We start from the raw sequence: 15,338 nt of genomic DNA on the forward strand, positions 1-15,338 counted from the left end.
GCTGCTCACAGCGGCCGGGCACAGGAGGGTCTTCACGGGCGCAGCGCGGGCTCCCGCTGCACGTCGCGCTTGTCCAGCTTCACGTCGAACCTCGCCAGCGGCCTGGCCGCCGACGGGTCGGCCTGCACCTTCGCCGGGGCGACACCCGCCCACTCGAGGATGCGGGCGGTGGCGAAGGCCTTCTCCTCGGGAACGAGCCCGGCGACGTCGGCGCCGTGGTTCATGCCGGGGGCGGTGAACACGTAGGAGTCACGCGCGCCGCGGCCGAGGCGGAACGGCTCGGCGCCCCACGGGTCGTTCTCGCCGTACACGAAGAGCATGTGGCGGGCGTTGTGCCGGACCCAGCGGTCGACGTCCCACATGGCCCACGGCTGGAACCGCATCTCGACGTCCCGCGGCACGAAGTTCCGCGGCGGCTGGTAGCCGTAGCGGACGTACTTCTTCTCGATGTGCGGGAAGTGGATGGTCGGCGCGCCGAGCTGGGTGCCCGCCTGGTAGTAGTACGGCGTGTACGGGGCCAGACCCTGGTCGGTGTAGAACGAGAAGCCGGAGATGGTGTTCACCGAGTTCCAGATCTCGTCGTCGGTGGCGTTCTTCGCGTCCGCCGGGATGTCTGCGCAGTCCTTCAGGGTGCTGTACTGCCAGAAGCCCCAGACGTAGTCGAGGACGACCGCCTCGTAGGCGCGGTCGAGGCTGCCGACGGTGTCGAAGGTGTAGCCGTTGTCGGCGGCGAGGGCCCGGTACCTCTCCTTCAGCGGCGCCCGGCGCACCAGCGCCTCGCGCTGCACCCCGTTCAGCCGGTCGCGGCACTCCTTGGTGCCGACGGTGGCGAAGAACCGGTCGTAGGCCGAGTCCTCCTTGTTCCACACGTCGTTGGGGGCGACGTAGGCGACGACGCCGTCCATGTCACGCGGGTAGAAACGCTCGTAGTAGGTGGCGGTCATGCCGCCCTTGGAGCCGCCGGTGGAGATCCAGTTCCGGTCGTAGATCTTCTTCAGCGCCTTGAAGATGCGGTGCTGGTCGCTGGCCGCCTGCCAGATGTCCAGCTTGGACCAGTCGGCCGGGTCGGGCCGGGACGGGGTGAAGAAGCGGTACTCCATGGAGACCTGGTTGCCGTCGACGATCTGCGTCGGCTCACGGCGGCTCGGGTTGGTGGAGACGTGGTAGCCGCTGGTGTGGAAGACGGTGGGGCGGTCGACGTCCTTGTGCAGCACGGTGAGGCGCTGCTGGAACGTGCCCCGGTACGGGCGGCGGTGGTCGATCGGCTGGGTGTACTCCAGGACGAAGAAGCGGTAGCCCGGGTACGGCTTCTCCTCGACCAGGCTCATGCCCGGTATGGAGAGCAGCCTCTTCTCGATGTCGGTCGTTGCGGTGGAATTTTCCGTGGCCTCCGGCTGGGCGGCGGTGGCCGTCCCCGCCGTGCCGACGGTGCCTATGAGCACCGCCAGCGCCAGCAGCCATCTGAGCGCTGTGCGCATGCACCCTCCCTGTGAGACAGATGTGCGCCCGGAAGCTATCGGAGCAACTCACCCGTGCACCAGGGGAGATGGCGAACTGTGGCGATCCGGTCAGGCTGTCAGCACAGGATCCAGCCGGAGCTGACCGAGGCTCCGGAGATCTTGCCGCGGACCCGTACGCAGCGCTGGCCGGCGTGGACCGTCACCGGGCCGGCGCGGTAGGCGAAGCGGCCCGCGTCGACGACCGGCCGGCCGCCGCGCGGCTGGACGCTGACCGACATGGTCCGCCTGGTGCCGGGCTTCTTGGGGACGGTGACCGCGCAGACGTAGCCGCCGCGCTTGTACACGAGGACGGTGCCGGCGGAGAACGGGAGCGTGCGGGCCTTGCGGCCCGGGCAGTACGCCGCGGCCTCCGCGTCCTGGGGCGCCGCCAGGGCGAGCAGCCCGGACGCGGTCAGCACGGCCACGCCGACCGCCACCCGCCGGCGTATCGCGGCACCTCTCGCAGCAGCAGCCCTGCCCACTGTGCCCACTGTCGCCCCTCCCGTACGGCGGCCCTCGGCGTACGGGTGTACGGACGCAGGACGTGTGCCGGATGGTTGCACACCCTCGGCCCTCAGCGGGTGGCGGCCACCGGCTCCTCCGGCCCGGCGGCGCCGATGAAGGTCCGCCACAGCTGCGCGTACCGCCCGTCGCGGGCGAGGAGTTCGTCGTGGGTGCCGTCCTCGGCGACCCGGCCGTGGTCCATGACGACGACCCGGTCGGCACGGGCGGCGGTGGTCAGCCGGTGGGCCACCACCAGTGTCGTACGGCGGCCCGCCAACCGGTCGGCGGCCTGGTTGACCTGTGCCTCGGTGGCCAGGTCCAGCGCGGCCGTGGCCTCGTCGAGGAGCAGCACGTCCGGGTCGACGAGTTCGGCGCGGGCCAGCGCGATGAGCTGCCGCTGCCCTGCGGAGAGGTTGCGGCCGCGCTCGGCGACCTCGTGGAGGTAGCCGTCCTCCAGGGTGGCGATCATCTCGTGGGCGCCGACCGCGCGGGCCGCGGCCTCCACCTCGGCGTCGGTGGCGTCGGGGCGGCCGTAGGCGATGGCGTCCCGGACGGTGCCGGGGAAGAGATACGCCTCCTGCGGGACCACGCCCAGCCGGTGCCGGTAGCCGGTGAGGTCGAGGGTGCGCAGGTCCTGGCCGTCCACGGTGACCCGGCCCCCGGTGGGGTCGTAGAACCGGGCCACCAGCTTGACCAGGGTCGACTTTCCGGCGCCGGTCTCGCCGACGAAGGCGACGGTCTGTCCGGCTGGGATGCGCAGGTCGATGCCGGCCAGGGCGTCCTCGTCGTCCCCGTAGGCGAAACGGACGTCCTCGAAGGCGATCTCGCCGCGCAGGGGGCCCACCTCCCGGGGCCGCGCGGGCGCCTCGGTGGAGGTCGGCTCGCGCAGCAGCTCCTGGATGCGGCCCAGCGACACGGACGCCTGCTGGTAGCCGTCGAAGACCTGGGAGAGCTGCTGGACGGGTGCGAAGAACAGGTCGATGTAGAGCAGGTACGCCACCAGTGCGCCGGTGGTCAGCGTGGCGGCGTCGATCCGGTTGCCGCCGACCACGAGCACCGCGACGGCGGCGGCCGAGGACAGCAGCTGCACGAACGGGAAGTAGACCGAGATCAGCCACTGGCCGCGGATGCGGGCCCGGCGGTAGCTGTCGCTGCGCTCGGCGAAGTTCCGGCCGCCGTCCCGCTCCCGCCCGAAGGCCTGCACGATCCGCAGCCCGGACACCGACTCCTGCAGGTCGGCGTTGACCGTGGAGATCCGTTCCCGGGCCAGTTCGTACGCCTTCACGCTCGCCCGGCGGAAGTAGTAGGTGGCGACGATCAGCGGCGGCAGGGTGGCGAAGACGACCAGCGCCAGCTGGATGTCGATCACCAGCAGCGCCACGGTGATGCCGAAGAAGGTGACGAGCGAGACGAACGCGGTGACCAGCCCGGTCTGCAGGAACGTCGACAGCGCGTCGACGTCGGTGGTCATCCGGGTCATGATCCGGCCGGTCAGCTCTCGCTCGTAGTAGTCGAGGCCGAGCCGCTGCAGCTGGGCGAAGATCTTCAGGCGCAGCGCGTAGAGGATCCGCTCGCCGGTGCGGCCGGTCATACGGATCTCGCCGGTCTGCGCGGCCCACTGGGCGACCACGGCGAGCAGGCCCAGCACGGATGCCGCCCAGACCGCGCCGAGCGCCGCCTGGGTGACGCCGTCGTCGATGCCGTGCCGGATCAGCACCGGCAGCAGCAGCGCCATGCCGGCGTCCACGGCGACGAGAGCGAGGGCGAGCAGCAGCGGCGGACCGAAGCCGCGCAGCAGCCTGCGCAGTCCGTACGACGCCTCCGGCCGCACCGCCTGCGCCTCGTCGACGTCCGGGGTGCCGGTCGCCGGGGGCAGCGCGTCGACCTGGGCGAGCAGTTCGGGGGTGGCCGGGGTGCCCGCCATGGCCTCGTCCCGGGGCTCGCGCGCCCCGGACCAGAGCCGGGGGGTGATGCCGAGTTCGGCGTCGAAGCCGGCGTCGAGTTCGTCGCGTACGGAGGCGTCCTCGCGCGGGGCGGGGGGCTGGACGTGGCCGGGCGAGACGCCGCCCAGTTCGTCGGGGTCGGTGAGGAGGCGCCGGTACAGGGCGGAACGTTTCTGGAGTTCCTCGTGGGTGCCGAGGTCGGCGAGCCGGCCGTGGTCGAGCACGGCGATGCGGTCGGCGAGGTTGAGCGTGGAGCGGCGGTGGGCGATCAGCAGGGTGGTGCGGCCCCGCATGACCCGTCCCAGCGCCTCGTGGATCTCGTGCTCGACACGGGCGTCCACGGCGGAGGTGGCGTCGTCCAGGACCAGCAGCCGGGGGTCGGTGAGCAGGGCGCGGGCCAGGGCGACGCGCTGGCGCTGGCCGCCGGAGAGGGTCAGCCCGTGCTCGCCGACCGTCGTGTCGTACCCCTCGGGCAGCCCGGTGATGAAGCCGTGCGCCTGCGCGGCCCGCGCGGCGGCCTCGATCTCCTCGTCGGTGGCGTCGGGCCGGCCGTAGGCGATGTTGCTGCGCACGGTGTCGGAGAAGAGGAAGGAGTCCTCGGGGACCAGCCCGATGGCGGAGCGCAGCGAGTCGAAGGTCAGCTCCCGCACATCGTGTCCGCCGACCAGGACGGCGCCGCGGGTGACGTCGTAGAAGCGCGGCAGGAGCAGGGAGACGGTGGACTTGCCGGAGCCGGAGGCGCCGACGACGGCGAGGGTCTCGCCGGGCCGGATCTCGAAGGAGAGCCCGTCCAGGACGGGGTGCTCGGGGTCGTAGCCGAAGGACACGTCGTCGAACTCGACGGTGGCGGGTGCGTCGGCGGGCAGTGTCCGGGTGCCCTCGGTCAGGGTGGGCTCGGTGTCGATCAGCTCCAGGACGCGCTCGGTGCCGGCGCGGGCCTGCTGGCCGACGGTGAGGACCATGGCGAGCATCCGGACCGGGCCGACGAGCTGGGCGAGGTAGGTGGAGAAGGCGACGAAGGTGCCGAGCGTGATGTTGCCGCGCACGGCCAGCCAGCCGCCGACGGCGAGCATGGCGACCTGGCCGAGGGCGGGGACGGCCTGCAGGGCCGGGGTGTAGAGGCTGTTCAGCCGGATGGTCCGCAGCCGCCCGGCGAACAGCTTCCGCCCGACCTCCCGGAGCTTGCCGGTCTCCTGCTCCTCCTGCCCGAAGCCCTTCACCACGCGGACGCCGCCGACGGCGCCGTCGACGACGCCCGCAACGGCGGCGGCCTGGGCCTGGGCGTACCAGGTGGAGGGGTGCAGGCGGGCGCGGCTGCGCTTGGCGATGAACCACAGGGCGGGGGCGACGGCCAGCGCGACCAGGGTGAGCGGCAGCGACAGCCACGCCATGATGACCAGGGAGATCAGGAACAGCAGGATGTTCCCGATGGTCATGGGCAGCATGAACAGCAGGCTCTGGATCAGCTGGAGGTCGGTGGTGGCCCGCCCGACGACCTGGCCGGTGGACAGCTCGTCCTGCCGGCGCCCGTCGAGCCGGGTGATCGTCCCGTACATCCCGGTGCGCAGGTCGTGCTGGACGTCCAGGGCGAGCCGGCCGCCATAGTAGCGCCGGATGTAGGTGAGCCCGTACACGGCGAGCGCGGCACCGATGAGCAGCCCGGCCCAGGTGACCATCTCCCGGCTCTTGTCGCCGATCACATCGTCGATGATCACCTTGGTGATCAGCGGGACGAGCGCCATGACGGCCATGCCGGCGAGGGAGGAGCCGAGGGCGAGGACGACGTCCTTGGGGTAGCGCCAGGCGTATCCCCACAGTCGCCGTGCCCATCCCCGTTGCGCGTCCACGCCGGTGCCCTCCGTGATCCTGATCCCGCGGTCTGCCTGATCTACCGGAAGGCACCAACGCGCACGGGCGGCGATTTCATCCCGCCGGTCTGTCCCCCACCGTTTTCAGCCGCGGACGCGGACGCGGAGGCGGAGGAAGCGGGTGATCTGCGCGGTGTTCTGGTTGTCGTCGCTGACGAGGACGACGTCGAGGCGCCCGTGGGTCCGGCCGGTGACGGCCATGCCCTCGAGGTTGTCGAGGAGCGGGTTGGGCTGGGGCTGCCCGGCGGGCGCACCGAGGGACGGACAGTCGGCGAGGTCGGCCAGGATCCGCTTGGCGGCCGTGGGCCGGCGCAGGTCGGCGAGGTACAGCCGGACGGTGTTGCCGACCCCGGCGGTCCAGCCGCGTTCCAGGACGAGGAGGCGGCCGTCGGGGGCGGCGGTGACCTCGGAGACCCCGAGGCCGGGGTCGACCCGGTAGGCGTACTGCCGGCCCAGCCGGAAGTCGCCGCGCCAGGTCCGCTGCCAGGTCTGGAACCGGACCAGGTCGGCCGGGTCCCCGGCCAGCGGGTACTCCATGGCGGCGAGCAGCGTCCGGCCGCCGGGCAGCAGCGTCAGCCCCTCGAAGGTCCCGTTCCCGCGGGCCCTGCCCCCGGGGGCGGGCCGGAGGTCGTCCGGCACCGGCAGCCGGTGGAGGATCCGCGCCCCGTCCCGCGAGTAGCGCCGCACGGTCGGCTCGGTCTCGGAGGAGACGAGGTAGGTGCCGTCGCGGTCGACGACCAGCCCCTCGGCGTCGAGGGCGGCGCCGTTCTCGTCGGCGAGCGTCACGACGCTCCTGGGTGCGAGGGTCCGCGCGTCCAGCCGGAAGAGCGCGGACCGGTCGGAGAGCGCGGCGAGCGTGCGGCGCCGGTCGGGGGCGAGTGCGGAGAGGTTGCCGACGTAGGTGCCGTCGTACGTCGTCTTGTCCAGGGCGTCGGTGTACCCGGCCAGCGAGACGGCGGGCGAGCAGGCCCGGCTGTGGCGGGCGGCGGCGGGCGCGGCGGCGGTGAGGCAGGCCGCCGCGGTCAGGGCCGCCGTGAGGGCGGCGAGGGCGGTGCGTGCGGATCTCGGGCGCATGCGCGTCACCGTAGGGGGGTGCGGTGACGCCCGGTAGACCGCGCCGTTACGGAACGGTCGGGCCGCCGGCGCCGGGGGACGTCCCGCCAGGGCGTGCCGCTGCCACGTCACGGATTCGACACGTCCCGTACATTCTCCTGCCTACATGCTCATGTCACTCTCCGGACTACCACTCCCCGACCCGCGTAGACCGGAGGTACCCCATGCCTGCGACGCACGCCCGCCGGGCACCCGCCCGCCGCCGGAAGACCGTGGCGCTCGGCGCCTCGGCCGTGCTGGCCGCCCTCGCCCTCCCCACCGCCGGCGCCGCACCGGCCGACGCGTACGACGACCCGTGCACCGGCTACTGCGCCGGCTACTACGCCGACGCGATCGGCAGGACCGGCCCGGCACTGAAGGACTCGCTGCACACGATCATCAGCGACCAGACGAAACTGTCGTACTCGGCGGTGTGGAGCGCCCTCAGGAACACCGACCAGGACCCCGGCGACAGCGGCAGCGTGATCCTGCTCTACTCCGGGGAATCCCGCAGCAGGTACCTCAACGGCGGTGACCTCGGCGACTGGAACCGCGAGCACGTCTGGGCCAAGTCCCACGGCGGGTTCGGCACCGCCACCGGCCCCGGCACCGACCTGCACCACCTGCGGCCGTCCGACGTCCGCGTCAACAGCATCCGCGGCAACAAGGACTTCGACCACGGCGGCAGTGCGTTCTCCGGCGGCGGGGGCAGCCGCACCGACTCCGACTCCTTCGAGCCCCGGGACGCCGTCAAGGGCGACGTGGCCCGCATGATCTTCTACATGGCGGTCCGCTACGAGGGCGGCGACGGGTGGGCCGACCTCGAGGTCAACGGCAGCGTCGGCAACGGCAGCACCCCGTACATGGGCCGGCTCGAGGTGCTCAAGGAGTGGCACGCCGAGGACCCGCCGGACGCCTTCGAGGAACGCCGCAACGAGGTCATATACGGCTCCTACCAGGGCAACCGCAACCCGTTCATCGACCATCCGGAGTGGGTCGAGTCGATCTGGTAGTCGATCTGGCGGCGCTCGCGCGGGCGCCCGTGCGCCAGGTGCGTCGACTCACCCCAGGTGCGTGGGCGCGAACATCCGCAGCACCGCCGGGAGCACCACCACCGACGGCCCGGGTGACGCCAGCGCCTTCGCCAGGTCCTGCTCCAGTGTCCCGGGGGCCGTGCGGATCCCGGGGACGCCGAAGGACTCGGCCAGTGCCACGTAGTCGGGGCGGGTCAGCTCCGTCGCCGTGGCCCGGCCGAAGGTGTCGGTCATGTACTCGCGCAGGATGCCGTAGCCGCCGTCGTCGACGATCAGCCAGGTGACGTTCAGGTCGTACTGGCGGGCGGTGGCCAGCTCGGCGATGGAGTACAGGGCGCCGCCGTCGCCCGAGACGGCCAGGACCGGGCGGGTGGGGTCGGCCGCGGCTGCGCCCAGGGCGGCCGGGAAGCCGTAACCGAGACCGCCGGCGCCCTGGGCCGAGTGCATGGTGTTGGGCGCCCCGGCGTCGAAGGCCGACCAGGCCCAGTAGGCCAGGATCGTCATGTCCCAGAAGCTGGGGGCGTCCTCGGGCAGGGCCCGGCGCACCGCGCCCAGCACCTCCTGCTCCAGGGTGAGGTCCTGGGCGTCGATACGGCCGCGGACCCTGTCCAGCACCTCCCGTACCCGGGTCGCTGCCGTCCCGTCCGGGCGGTCCTCGACCGTCTCCAGCAGGGCCTGCAACGCCAGCCGGGCGTCCGCGTGGATGCCGAGGGCAGGGTGGTTGGACTCCAGCTTGCCGAGGTCCGCCTCGATCTGGATCACCCGGCCGCGTGGCCGGAACGTGTGGTAGTTCGAGGAGAGTTCACCGAGGCCGGAGCCGACGACCAGCAGGACGTCCGCGTCCTCCAGGAAATCCGTCGTATGGCGGTCCTCCAGCCAGGACTGGAGGGAGAGCGGGTGCTGCCACGGGAAGGCGCCCTTGCCGCCGAAGGTGGTCACCACCGGGGCGTTCAGCCGCTCCGCCAGCTGCCGCAGCTTGCCCGACGCGTCCGAGCGGACCACTCCGCCGCCCGCGATGACGGCCGGGCGGGACGCTTTCGACAGCAGGTCCGCGGCGACCGCGGTGAGCTCGACGCGCGGTGCCAGTTCCTCGGGCGTCGCGTCGACGGCGGTCACCACGGGCAGGGACGTCCGGGCCAGCAGCACGTCCTGCGGGATCTCCACCCACACCGGGCCGTGCGGGGCGGTCAGCGCCGACCTCCAGGCCTCCGCGACCGCCGACGGGATCTGCGACTGGGTGCGGACGGTGTGGACGGACTTGACCACACCCCGGAAGGAGGCCGCCTGGTCGGGGAGTTCATGGAGATAGCCGTGGCGCCCGCCGCCCAGGCCCGCCGTCGGGACCTGGCTGCTGATCGCCAGCACGGGGGCGGAGGCGGCCCGCGCCTCCTGCAGCGCCGCGAGGGACGTCAGCGCGCCGGGGCCGGTCGACAGCAGCAGCGGGGCCGCCTCGCCGGTGGTCCGGCCGTAGGCGTCCGCGGCGAAGCCGGCGTTGTTCTCCACCCGCAGCCCGACGTACCGCAGGTCCGAGCGGCGCAGCGCGTCGAACATGCCGAGGGCGTGCTGGCCGGGCAGGCCGAAGACGGTGGTCGCGCCGAGCCCGGCCAGCGCCTCCACGACCAGGTCTCCGCCGTTGCGGCCGGGGGGAGGGTTGAGCGCGGCCTCCGTCTGGGCGGGGGTCGGGCGGAGTACCAGGTCGTGGTCGTGCGTCACTTCGAGCGGGCCTCGGCAATCTGGCGGGACATGATCGTGGTGAGTTCGTACGCGGTGTGGGAGGCGGCCACGGAGGTGATCTCCGCGTGGTCGTACGCCGGGGCCACCTCGACGACGTCCGCCGACACCAGGTGGCAGGAGGCCAGCCCGCGCAGGATCTCCAGCAGCTCGCGGGAGGTCATGCCGCCGGCCTCGGGGGTGCCGGTGCCGGGCGCGTGGGCCGGGTCCAGGCAGTCGATGTCGATGGAGATGTAGAGGGGCCGGTCGCCGATGCGCCGGCGGAGCTGGTCGGCGACCTCGTCCACGCCGCGCCGCATGACGTCCGCCGACGTCACGATGCCGAAGCCCATCTTGGCGTCGTCGTCGAGGTCCTGCTTGCCGTAGAGCGGGCCGCGGGTGCCGACGTGGGAGAGCGCCTCGGTGTCGAGGATGCCCTCCTCCACGGCGCGGCGGAACGGGGTGCCGTGCGTGTACTCGGCGCCGAAGTAGGTGTCCCAGGTGTCCAGGTGGGCGTCGAAGTGGAGCAGGGCGACCGGGCCGTGCTTCTTCGCGACCGAGCGCAGCAGCGGCAGGGCGATGGTGTGGTCGCCGCCGAGGGTCATCAGGCGGGCGCCGGTGCCGAGCAGGTCGTCGGCGGCCGCCTCGACGGTCTCCACCGCCTCGTTGATGTTGAACGGGTTGACGGCGATGTCGCCGCCGTCCGCGACCTGGGCGAGGGCGAAGGGGGAGGCGTCCTGCGCCGGGTTGTAGGGGCGCAGCAGCCGGGACGCCTCACGGATGGCGTTGCCGCCGAAGCGGGCGCCCGGCCGGTAGGAGACGCCCGAGTCGAACGGCACGCCCACGACGGCGACGTCGGCGGTGCCGACCTCGTCCAGGCGGGGCAACCGGGCGAAGGTCGCGGGGCCGGCGTACCGCGGGACGCGGGACGAGTCGACGGGGCCGCGGGGCGTCTCGGTGCTGCTCATGAACTGCCTTCCTTCGTACGCTTCGTCGCGTATGTACTACTTGCTGCTTGCTGTCCGACTCTAGTGGGAAGCCGGGACCGGGTCGGACACGGGTTCGGGGGCCCGGCCGGCGAGGCGCTCCCGCCAGGCGGCCAGGACGGCGGCGTCGGTCGGCGGGGTGGCCAGGGAGACGACGACGTAGGTGGCCAGGGAGGCCAGCAGGCCGTAGTAGATGGGCTCGTTGGCCAGGATGCCGTATCCGGCCATCAGACCGATGACGGCGAGCCCGCCGACGGCGACCGCGGCGAGTGCGCCCTGTGCGGTGCCGCGCTTCCACAGCAGTCCGCCGAGGATCGGGACGAGGAGGCCGCCGACGAGCAGGTTGTAGGCGACGGTGAGCGCCTCGACCACGTTGTTGACGGCGATGGAGGCGCAGATCACCGCGGCGCCCATGAGGAGGATGAAGGCCCGGTTGCCCTTGACCTCGTCGTGCGGCTCGCCGGAGCGGCGGACCACTCCGCGCAGCCGGGCCCAGATGTCGTTGTTGGCGACGGTGGCGCAGGCGATCAGGGCGCCGGAGGAGGTGGACATCACGGCGGCGAGGGCGGCGGCCAGCACCAGGCCGCGCACGCCGACCGGCAGCTCGTCCTTGACGATGGTGGCGAAGGCGTCGTCGGCGTTGGCCAGGTCGGGGTAGAGCACCTTGGCGGCGGTGCCGATGATCGCGCCGGCGACGGCGTAGGCCAGGCAGTAGGTGCCGGAGATGGTGCCGCCCCACTTCGCGGTGGTGTCGCTGCGCGCGGTGAACACGCGCTGCCAGATGTCCTGCCCGATGAGCATGCCGAAGGTGTAGATCAGCACGTAGGTGAAGATCGTCTCGCCGCCGATGCCCAGCGGGTCGAAGTACTCGGTGGGCAGCTGGGCCTTCATCTCGCTGAACCCGCCGGCCTTGACGACGGCGATGGGCAGCAGCAGGAGCAGCACGCCGATGGTCTTCACCACGAACTGCACCATGTCGGTGAGGGTGATGGACCACATGCCGCCGAGCGTGGAGTAGGCGACGACGATGGAGCCGCCGAGGATGATCGCGAGGGTGCGGTTCACGTCGAACAGCACGTCGAAGATCGTGGCGTAGGCGATGGTGGAGGTCACCGCGAGCATCAGCGTGTACGCCCACATGACCAGGCCGGAGATGACGCCGGCCCGGCCGCCGTAGCGCAGGTCGAGCATCTCGGAGACGGTGTAGACCTTCAGCCGGGCGATGCGGGCGGAGAAGAGGACGGACAGGGCCAGCAGGCCGAGGCCGATGGTGACCACCATCCAGGCGCCGGAGAGGCCGTACTGGTAGCCGAGACCGACGCCGCCGATGGTGGACGCGCCGCCGAGGACGATCGCCGCCATGGTGCCGGAGTACATCGCGGGGCCGAGGCGGCGCCCGGCCACGAGGAACTCGCTCTTGGACCTGGCGCGGCGCATGCCCCACCAGCCCATGGCCAGCATGCCGGCCAGATAGACGACGATCACGAGGTAGTCGACGGCCATGGGGCTCTCCTTCGCGCACTCTCGGTGGCGTGTCGTGCAGATGGGATCGGTCCGGTGGCGCGCCGCGGGGACATCCGCCCGTACCCGTGGCCGCCGGTGTGGCTTCCGGTCCGGATTGACAGTAGGTGGCCGAAAAGCGGCTGCGAAGTGTACGTTTCATCCACTCCGGCATGCCGAAGTGGAGGGATCGTCCATCATGCAGGAACCTGCAGTCCCACCCACGCCTGCGGTGCCCCTCGTGGCGCTGCTGTCCCGCGAGGATCTGGCCCTGCGCGAGCTGGTCGCCCCGGCCGACCCCGGGGTGATGGTCCACGCCGCGCACACCTCGGAGTGGTCCGACCCGCGCCCGTATCTGCTGGGCGGCGAGCTGCTGCTGACCGCCGGGGTGCACATCCCCGGGGGCCGGGAGGCGGAGACGTACCTCGACGGCTACGTCTCCCGGGCGGTGGACGCGGGCTGCGCCGCACTCGGCTTCGGGGTGGCGCCGGTGCACGACACGGTGCCGCCGGCCCTGGTCGCGGCCTGTGAGCGGCGGGGGCTGGCGCTGCTGGAGGTGCCGCCGCCGACGACGTTCGCCGCGGTGACCCGCGCGGTCTGGCAGCTGATGGCGCAGGCCCGGCTGGCGGAGCTGCGCCGGGTCTCGGAGGCCCAGCAGGGCCTGGCCGCCGCGGCCTCCTCCGCGGACCCGGTCCCGTCGGTGCTGCGCCGGCTCGCCGCGCGGCTCGGCGGGCTCGCGGTGCTCTACGGGCCGGAGGGGGCGGAGATCGCCTCGGCGGGGCGGGAACAGCCGGAGGAGACGCGAGGGGCACTGGCCGATCTGGCCCGGTTCGTCGCCGCGGGTCCCTCCACGACGGCCACCGACACGGTCGGGGGTGTGCGTCTCTCCGGCTACGCCCTCGGCGCCACCGACGGGGGCTTCGCGCTCGGCGTCGCGGCGCCGCACCGGGAGCCCGGGGACCACACGATCGCCTCGGTCGCGGCGGTGCTGCTGACTCTCCTCACCGGGGAGCAGCTCAGCAGCAGCGGCGCCGCCCGCTCCTCGGCGCTCGTCCGGCTGCTGCTGGGCGCCGGGCCCGAGGAGGTGGCGCCGCTGCTGGGCGACACGGACCGCTGGCTGGTCGTCCACGCCCGCCCCGACGCCCGTACCGCACAGGACACCCGCCCCGCAACCGGCGCCCGCCCCGACCCCCGAGCGGGGACCGCACCCGCACCCAGGGCCCGGACCACACCGGGCACCGCGACCGCACCCGGCACCGCGACGACCACACCGGGCACTCGAGCCACACCCGGCACCCGGGCGACACCCGGCACAGGAGGCACGCCCGGCGCCGAAGCCACGCCCGGAGCCGCGCGCCACGCCGGAGCGAGGGTCACGCCCGGAGCCGCACCCGGTGCCGGGCGGGCATCCGACGCGGTCGCCGCCTCCGCGCTCGCTGCCGCCCTGGGCTCGTCCCTGGTCGACCCCGCGCCGGACGTCGTCCGCCTGCTCCTCCCGGCCGGCCGCGACCCGGACCCGCAGCCCGGCTGGACCCTGGGCGTCAGCGCCCCCGCCGCCCCGCGCGACTGGCCGGCCGCCGACGCCCAGGCGGCCCGCGCTCTGGCCCGCGCCCGCGCCACCCGTACCCCGCTGGTCCGGCACGCCGCCCGGCCCGCCCTCGCCGACCTGCTCCCGGACGACGCCGCCGAGGCACACGCCCGCGCCCTGCTCGCCCCGGTCACCGCCGTCCCGGCCCTGCCGGAGACGCTTCGCACCTGGCTGTCCCTGCACGGCAGCTGGGACCGCACCGCGGTCGCCCTGTCCGTGCACCGCAACACCGTCCGCCAGCGCATCGCCCGCTGCGCGGCCCTGCTGGAGGCCGACCTGGACGACCCGGACGTCCGCATGGAGCTGTGGTTCGCGCTGCGGAGGACGTGAGGCGTGACGAGCGTTACGCGGCCTCTGCTCTGGACGCCTGTCCCTACCGACCGGTACGGTGCACTCTGAGCAAGCGCTTAGACAGACGTACCGGTGGAGGTGGCGGCGTGCGCCGTACGGTGTTCAACGAGGATCACGAGGCGTTCCGGGAGACCCTTCGCGCCTTCATCGAGGCCGAGGTCGTACCCGTGTACGACGAGTGGTTCGCCGCGGGCCAGGCGCCGCGCGAGTTCTACTACAAGCTCGCCGAGCTGGGCCTGTTCGGCATCAACGTCCCCGAGGAGTTCGGCGGCGCCGGCCTGGAGTCGCACAAGTTCGAGGCGATCCAGTACGAGGAGACCGCCCGCGCGGGCGTCAGCTTCGGCGGCTCCGGCGTGCACGTGCTGCTCGCCCTGCCGTACGTCAAGATGCTCGCCACCGACGAGCAGAAGAAGCGCTACCTGCCGAACTTCGTCTCCGGCGAGGAGATGTGGGCCATCGCGATGACCGAGCCGGGCACCGGCTCCGACCTCGCGGGCATGAAGTCCACCGCCAGGCTGAGCGAGGACGGCACCCACTACGTCCTCAACGGCGCCAAGACCTTCATCACCGGCGGCGTGCACGCCGACCGGGTGATCGTCTGCGCCCGTACGGCCGCGCCCACCGCCGAGGACCGGCGCCACGGCATCTCGCTGTTCGCGGTGGACACCAAGTCCGAGGGCTACTCGGTCGGCCGCAAGCTCGACAAGCTGGGCCTGAAGACGTCCGACACCGCCGAGCTGGCGTTCGTCGACGTCAAGGTCCCGGTCGAGGACCTGCTCGGCGAGGAGAACAAGGGCTTCTCCTACCTCGGTCACAACCTGGCCTCCGAGCGCTGGGGCATCGCCTTCGGCGCCTACGCCCAGGCCAAGGCCGCCGTCCGGTTCGCCAAGCAGTACGTGCAGGACCGCACCGTGTTCGGCAAGACGGTCGCCAGCTTCCAGAACACCAAGTTCGAACTGGCCGCCTGCCAGGCCGAGGTGGACGCCGCCGAGGCGGTCGCCGACCGCGCGACCGAGGCCCTGGACGCCGGTGAGCTCACCCCCGCCGAGGCCGCCTCCGCGAAGCTGTTCTGCACCGAGGTCGCGCACCGCGTCATCGACCGCTGCCTGCAGCTGCACGGCGGCTACGGCTACATGAACGAGTACCCGATCGCCCGCCTGTACGCGGACAACCGCGTCAACCGCATCTACGGCGGTACCAGCGAGATCATGAAGTCGATCATCGCCAAGGACATGGGCCTGTAAGGCACGGACACGACCTGCC

General features: G+C 72.7%; 10 protein-coding genes. 3 read left to right on the forward strand and 7 right to left on the reverse strand.

Annotation, left to right across the window (positions count from 1 at the left end; all coding sequences use genetic code 11):
* Positions 1–32: 32 nt before the first annotated feature.
* From V5O46_RS13950 to V5O46_RS13965, 4 genes are all read right to left on the reverse strand, one after another.
* On the reverse strand, positions 33–1,478 hold the full coding sequence (locus tag V5O46_RS13950) for a S28 family serine protease (protein WP_332884888.1): 1,446 nt from the start codon (positions 1,476–1,478) through the stop codon (positions 33–35).
* A gap of 98 nt (positions 1,479–1,576) precedes the next feature.
* Positions 1,577–1,918: a hypothetical protein gene (locus V5O46_RS13955; RefSeq protein ID WP_332884978.1), complete on the reverse strand. Its 342-nt coding sequence runs from the start codon at positions 1,916–1,918 to the stop codon at positions 1,577–1,579.
* Between the two features lie 155 nt (positions 1,919–2,073).
* Positions 2,074–5,793 carry an ABC transporter ATP-binding protein gene (locus tag V5O46_RS13960; RefSeq protein WP_332884889.1) on the reverse strand — a complete coding sequence of 1,240 codons (3,720 nt, stop codon included), beginning with the start codon at positions 5,791–5,793 and terminating at the stop codon, positions 2,074–2,076.
* A gap of 105 nt (positions 5,794–5,898) precedes the next feature.
* Positions 5,899–6,888: an esterase-like activity of phytase family protein gene (locus V5O46_RS13965; RefSeq protein ID WP_332884890.1), complete on the reverse strand. Its 990-nt coding sequence runs from the start codon at positions 6,886–6,888 to the stop codon at positions 5,899–5,901.
* 203 nt (positions 6,889–7,091) lie between these two features.
* Here V5O46_RS13965 and V5O46_RS13970 point away from each other — a divergent pair, with 203 nt between their 5' ends.
* Positions 7,092–7,919, forward strand: a complete 828-nt coding sequence (locus V5O46_RS13970; RefSeq protein ID WP_332884891.1) for an endonuclease I family protein — start codon at positions 7,092–7,094, stop codon at positions 7,917–7,919.
* Between the two features lie 48 nt (positions 7,920–7,967).
* On the opposite strand, the gene V5O46_RS13975 is transcribed toward V5O46_RS13970, so the two are convergent.
* The 3 genes from V5O46_RS13975 to V5O46_RS13985 are packed head-to-tail and all read right to left on the reverse strand — an operon-like array spanning position 7,968 to position 12,139.
* Positions 7,968–9,653 (reverse strand): thiamine pyrophosphate-binding protein, encoded by a 1,686-nt coding sequence (locus V5O46_RS13975; protein ID WP_332884892.1) that lies wholly within the window; start codon positions 9,651–9,653, stop codon positions 7,968–7,970.
* Positions 9,650–10,618, reverse strand: coding sequence for an agmatinase (gene speB, locus V5O46_RS13980; RefSeq protein ID WP_332884893.1), 969 nt, complete (start codon positions 10,616–10,618; stop codon positions 9,650–9,652). Before speB ends, V5O46_RS13975 begins: the two co-directional genes overlap by 4 nt.
* Before the next feature lie 60 nt (positions 10,619–10,678).
* Positions 10,679–12,139 (reverse strand): sodium:solute symporter, encoded by a 1,461-nt coding sequence (locus tag V5O46_RS13985; RefSeq protein WP_332884894.1) that lies wholly within the window; start codon positions 12,137–12,139, stop codon positions 10,679–10,681.
* A 196-nt stretch (positions 12,140–12,335) separates the two neighbouring features.
* On the opposite strand from V5O46_RS13985, the gene V5O46_RS13990 reads away from it, so the two are divergent.
* Both V5O46_RS13990 and V5O46_RS13995 read left to right on the forward strand, forming a co-directional pair.
* Positions 12,336–14,054, forward strand: coding sequence for a PucR family transcriptional regulator (locus tag V5O46_RS13990; protein ID WP_332884895.1), 1,719 nt, complete (start codon positions 12,336–12,338; stop codon positions 14,052–14,054).
* Positions 14,055–14,161: 107 nt separating this feature from the next.
* Positions 14,162–15,319 (forward strand): acyl-CoA dehydrogenase family protein, encoded by a 1,158-nt coding sequence (locus V5O46_RS13995; protein ID WP_332884896.1) that lies wholly within the window; start codon positions 14,162–14,164, stop codon positions 15,317–15,319.
* Positions 15,320–15,338 lie beyond the last annotated feature (19 nt).

Source organism: Streptomyces poriticola (assembly GCF_036689765.1).
Taxonomy (GTDB): domain Bacteria; phylum Actinomycetota; class Actinomycetes; order Streptomycetales; family Streptomycetaceae; genus Streptomyces; species Streptomyces poriticola.

What these genes read in the sequence shown, in the direction of transcription:
- V5O46_RS13950 (WP_332884888.1), bottom strand. Translation starts at nt 1,478, where the DNA reads ATGCGCACAGCGCTCAGATGGCTGCTGGCGCTGGCGGTGCTCATAGGC.
- V5O46_RS13965 (WP_332884890.1), bottom strand. Translation starts at nt 6,888, where the DNA reads ATGCGCCCGAGATCCGCACGCACCGCCCTCGCCGCCCTCACGGCGGCC.
- V5O46_RS13970 (WP_332884891.1), top strand. Translation starts at nt 7,092, where the DNA reads ATGCCTGCGACGCACGCCCGCCGGGCACCCGCCCGCCGCCGGAAGACC.
- speB (WP_332884893.1), bottom strand. Translation starts at nt 10,618, where the DNA reads ATGAGCAGCACCGAGACGCCCCGCGGCCCCGTCGACTCGTCCCGCGTC.
- V5O46_RS13985 (WP_332884894.1), bottom strand. Translation starts at nt 12,139, where the DNA reads ATGGCCGTCGACTACCTCGTGATCGTCGTCTATCTGGCCGGCATGCTG.
- V5O46_RS13990 (WP_332884895.1), top strand. Translation starts at nt 12,336, where the DNA reads ATGCAGGAACCTGCAGTCCCACCCACGCCTGCGGTGCCCCTCGTGGCG.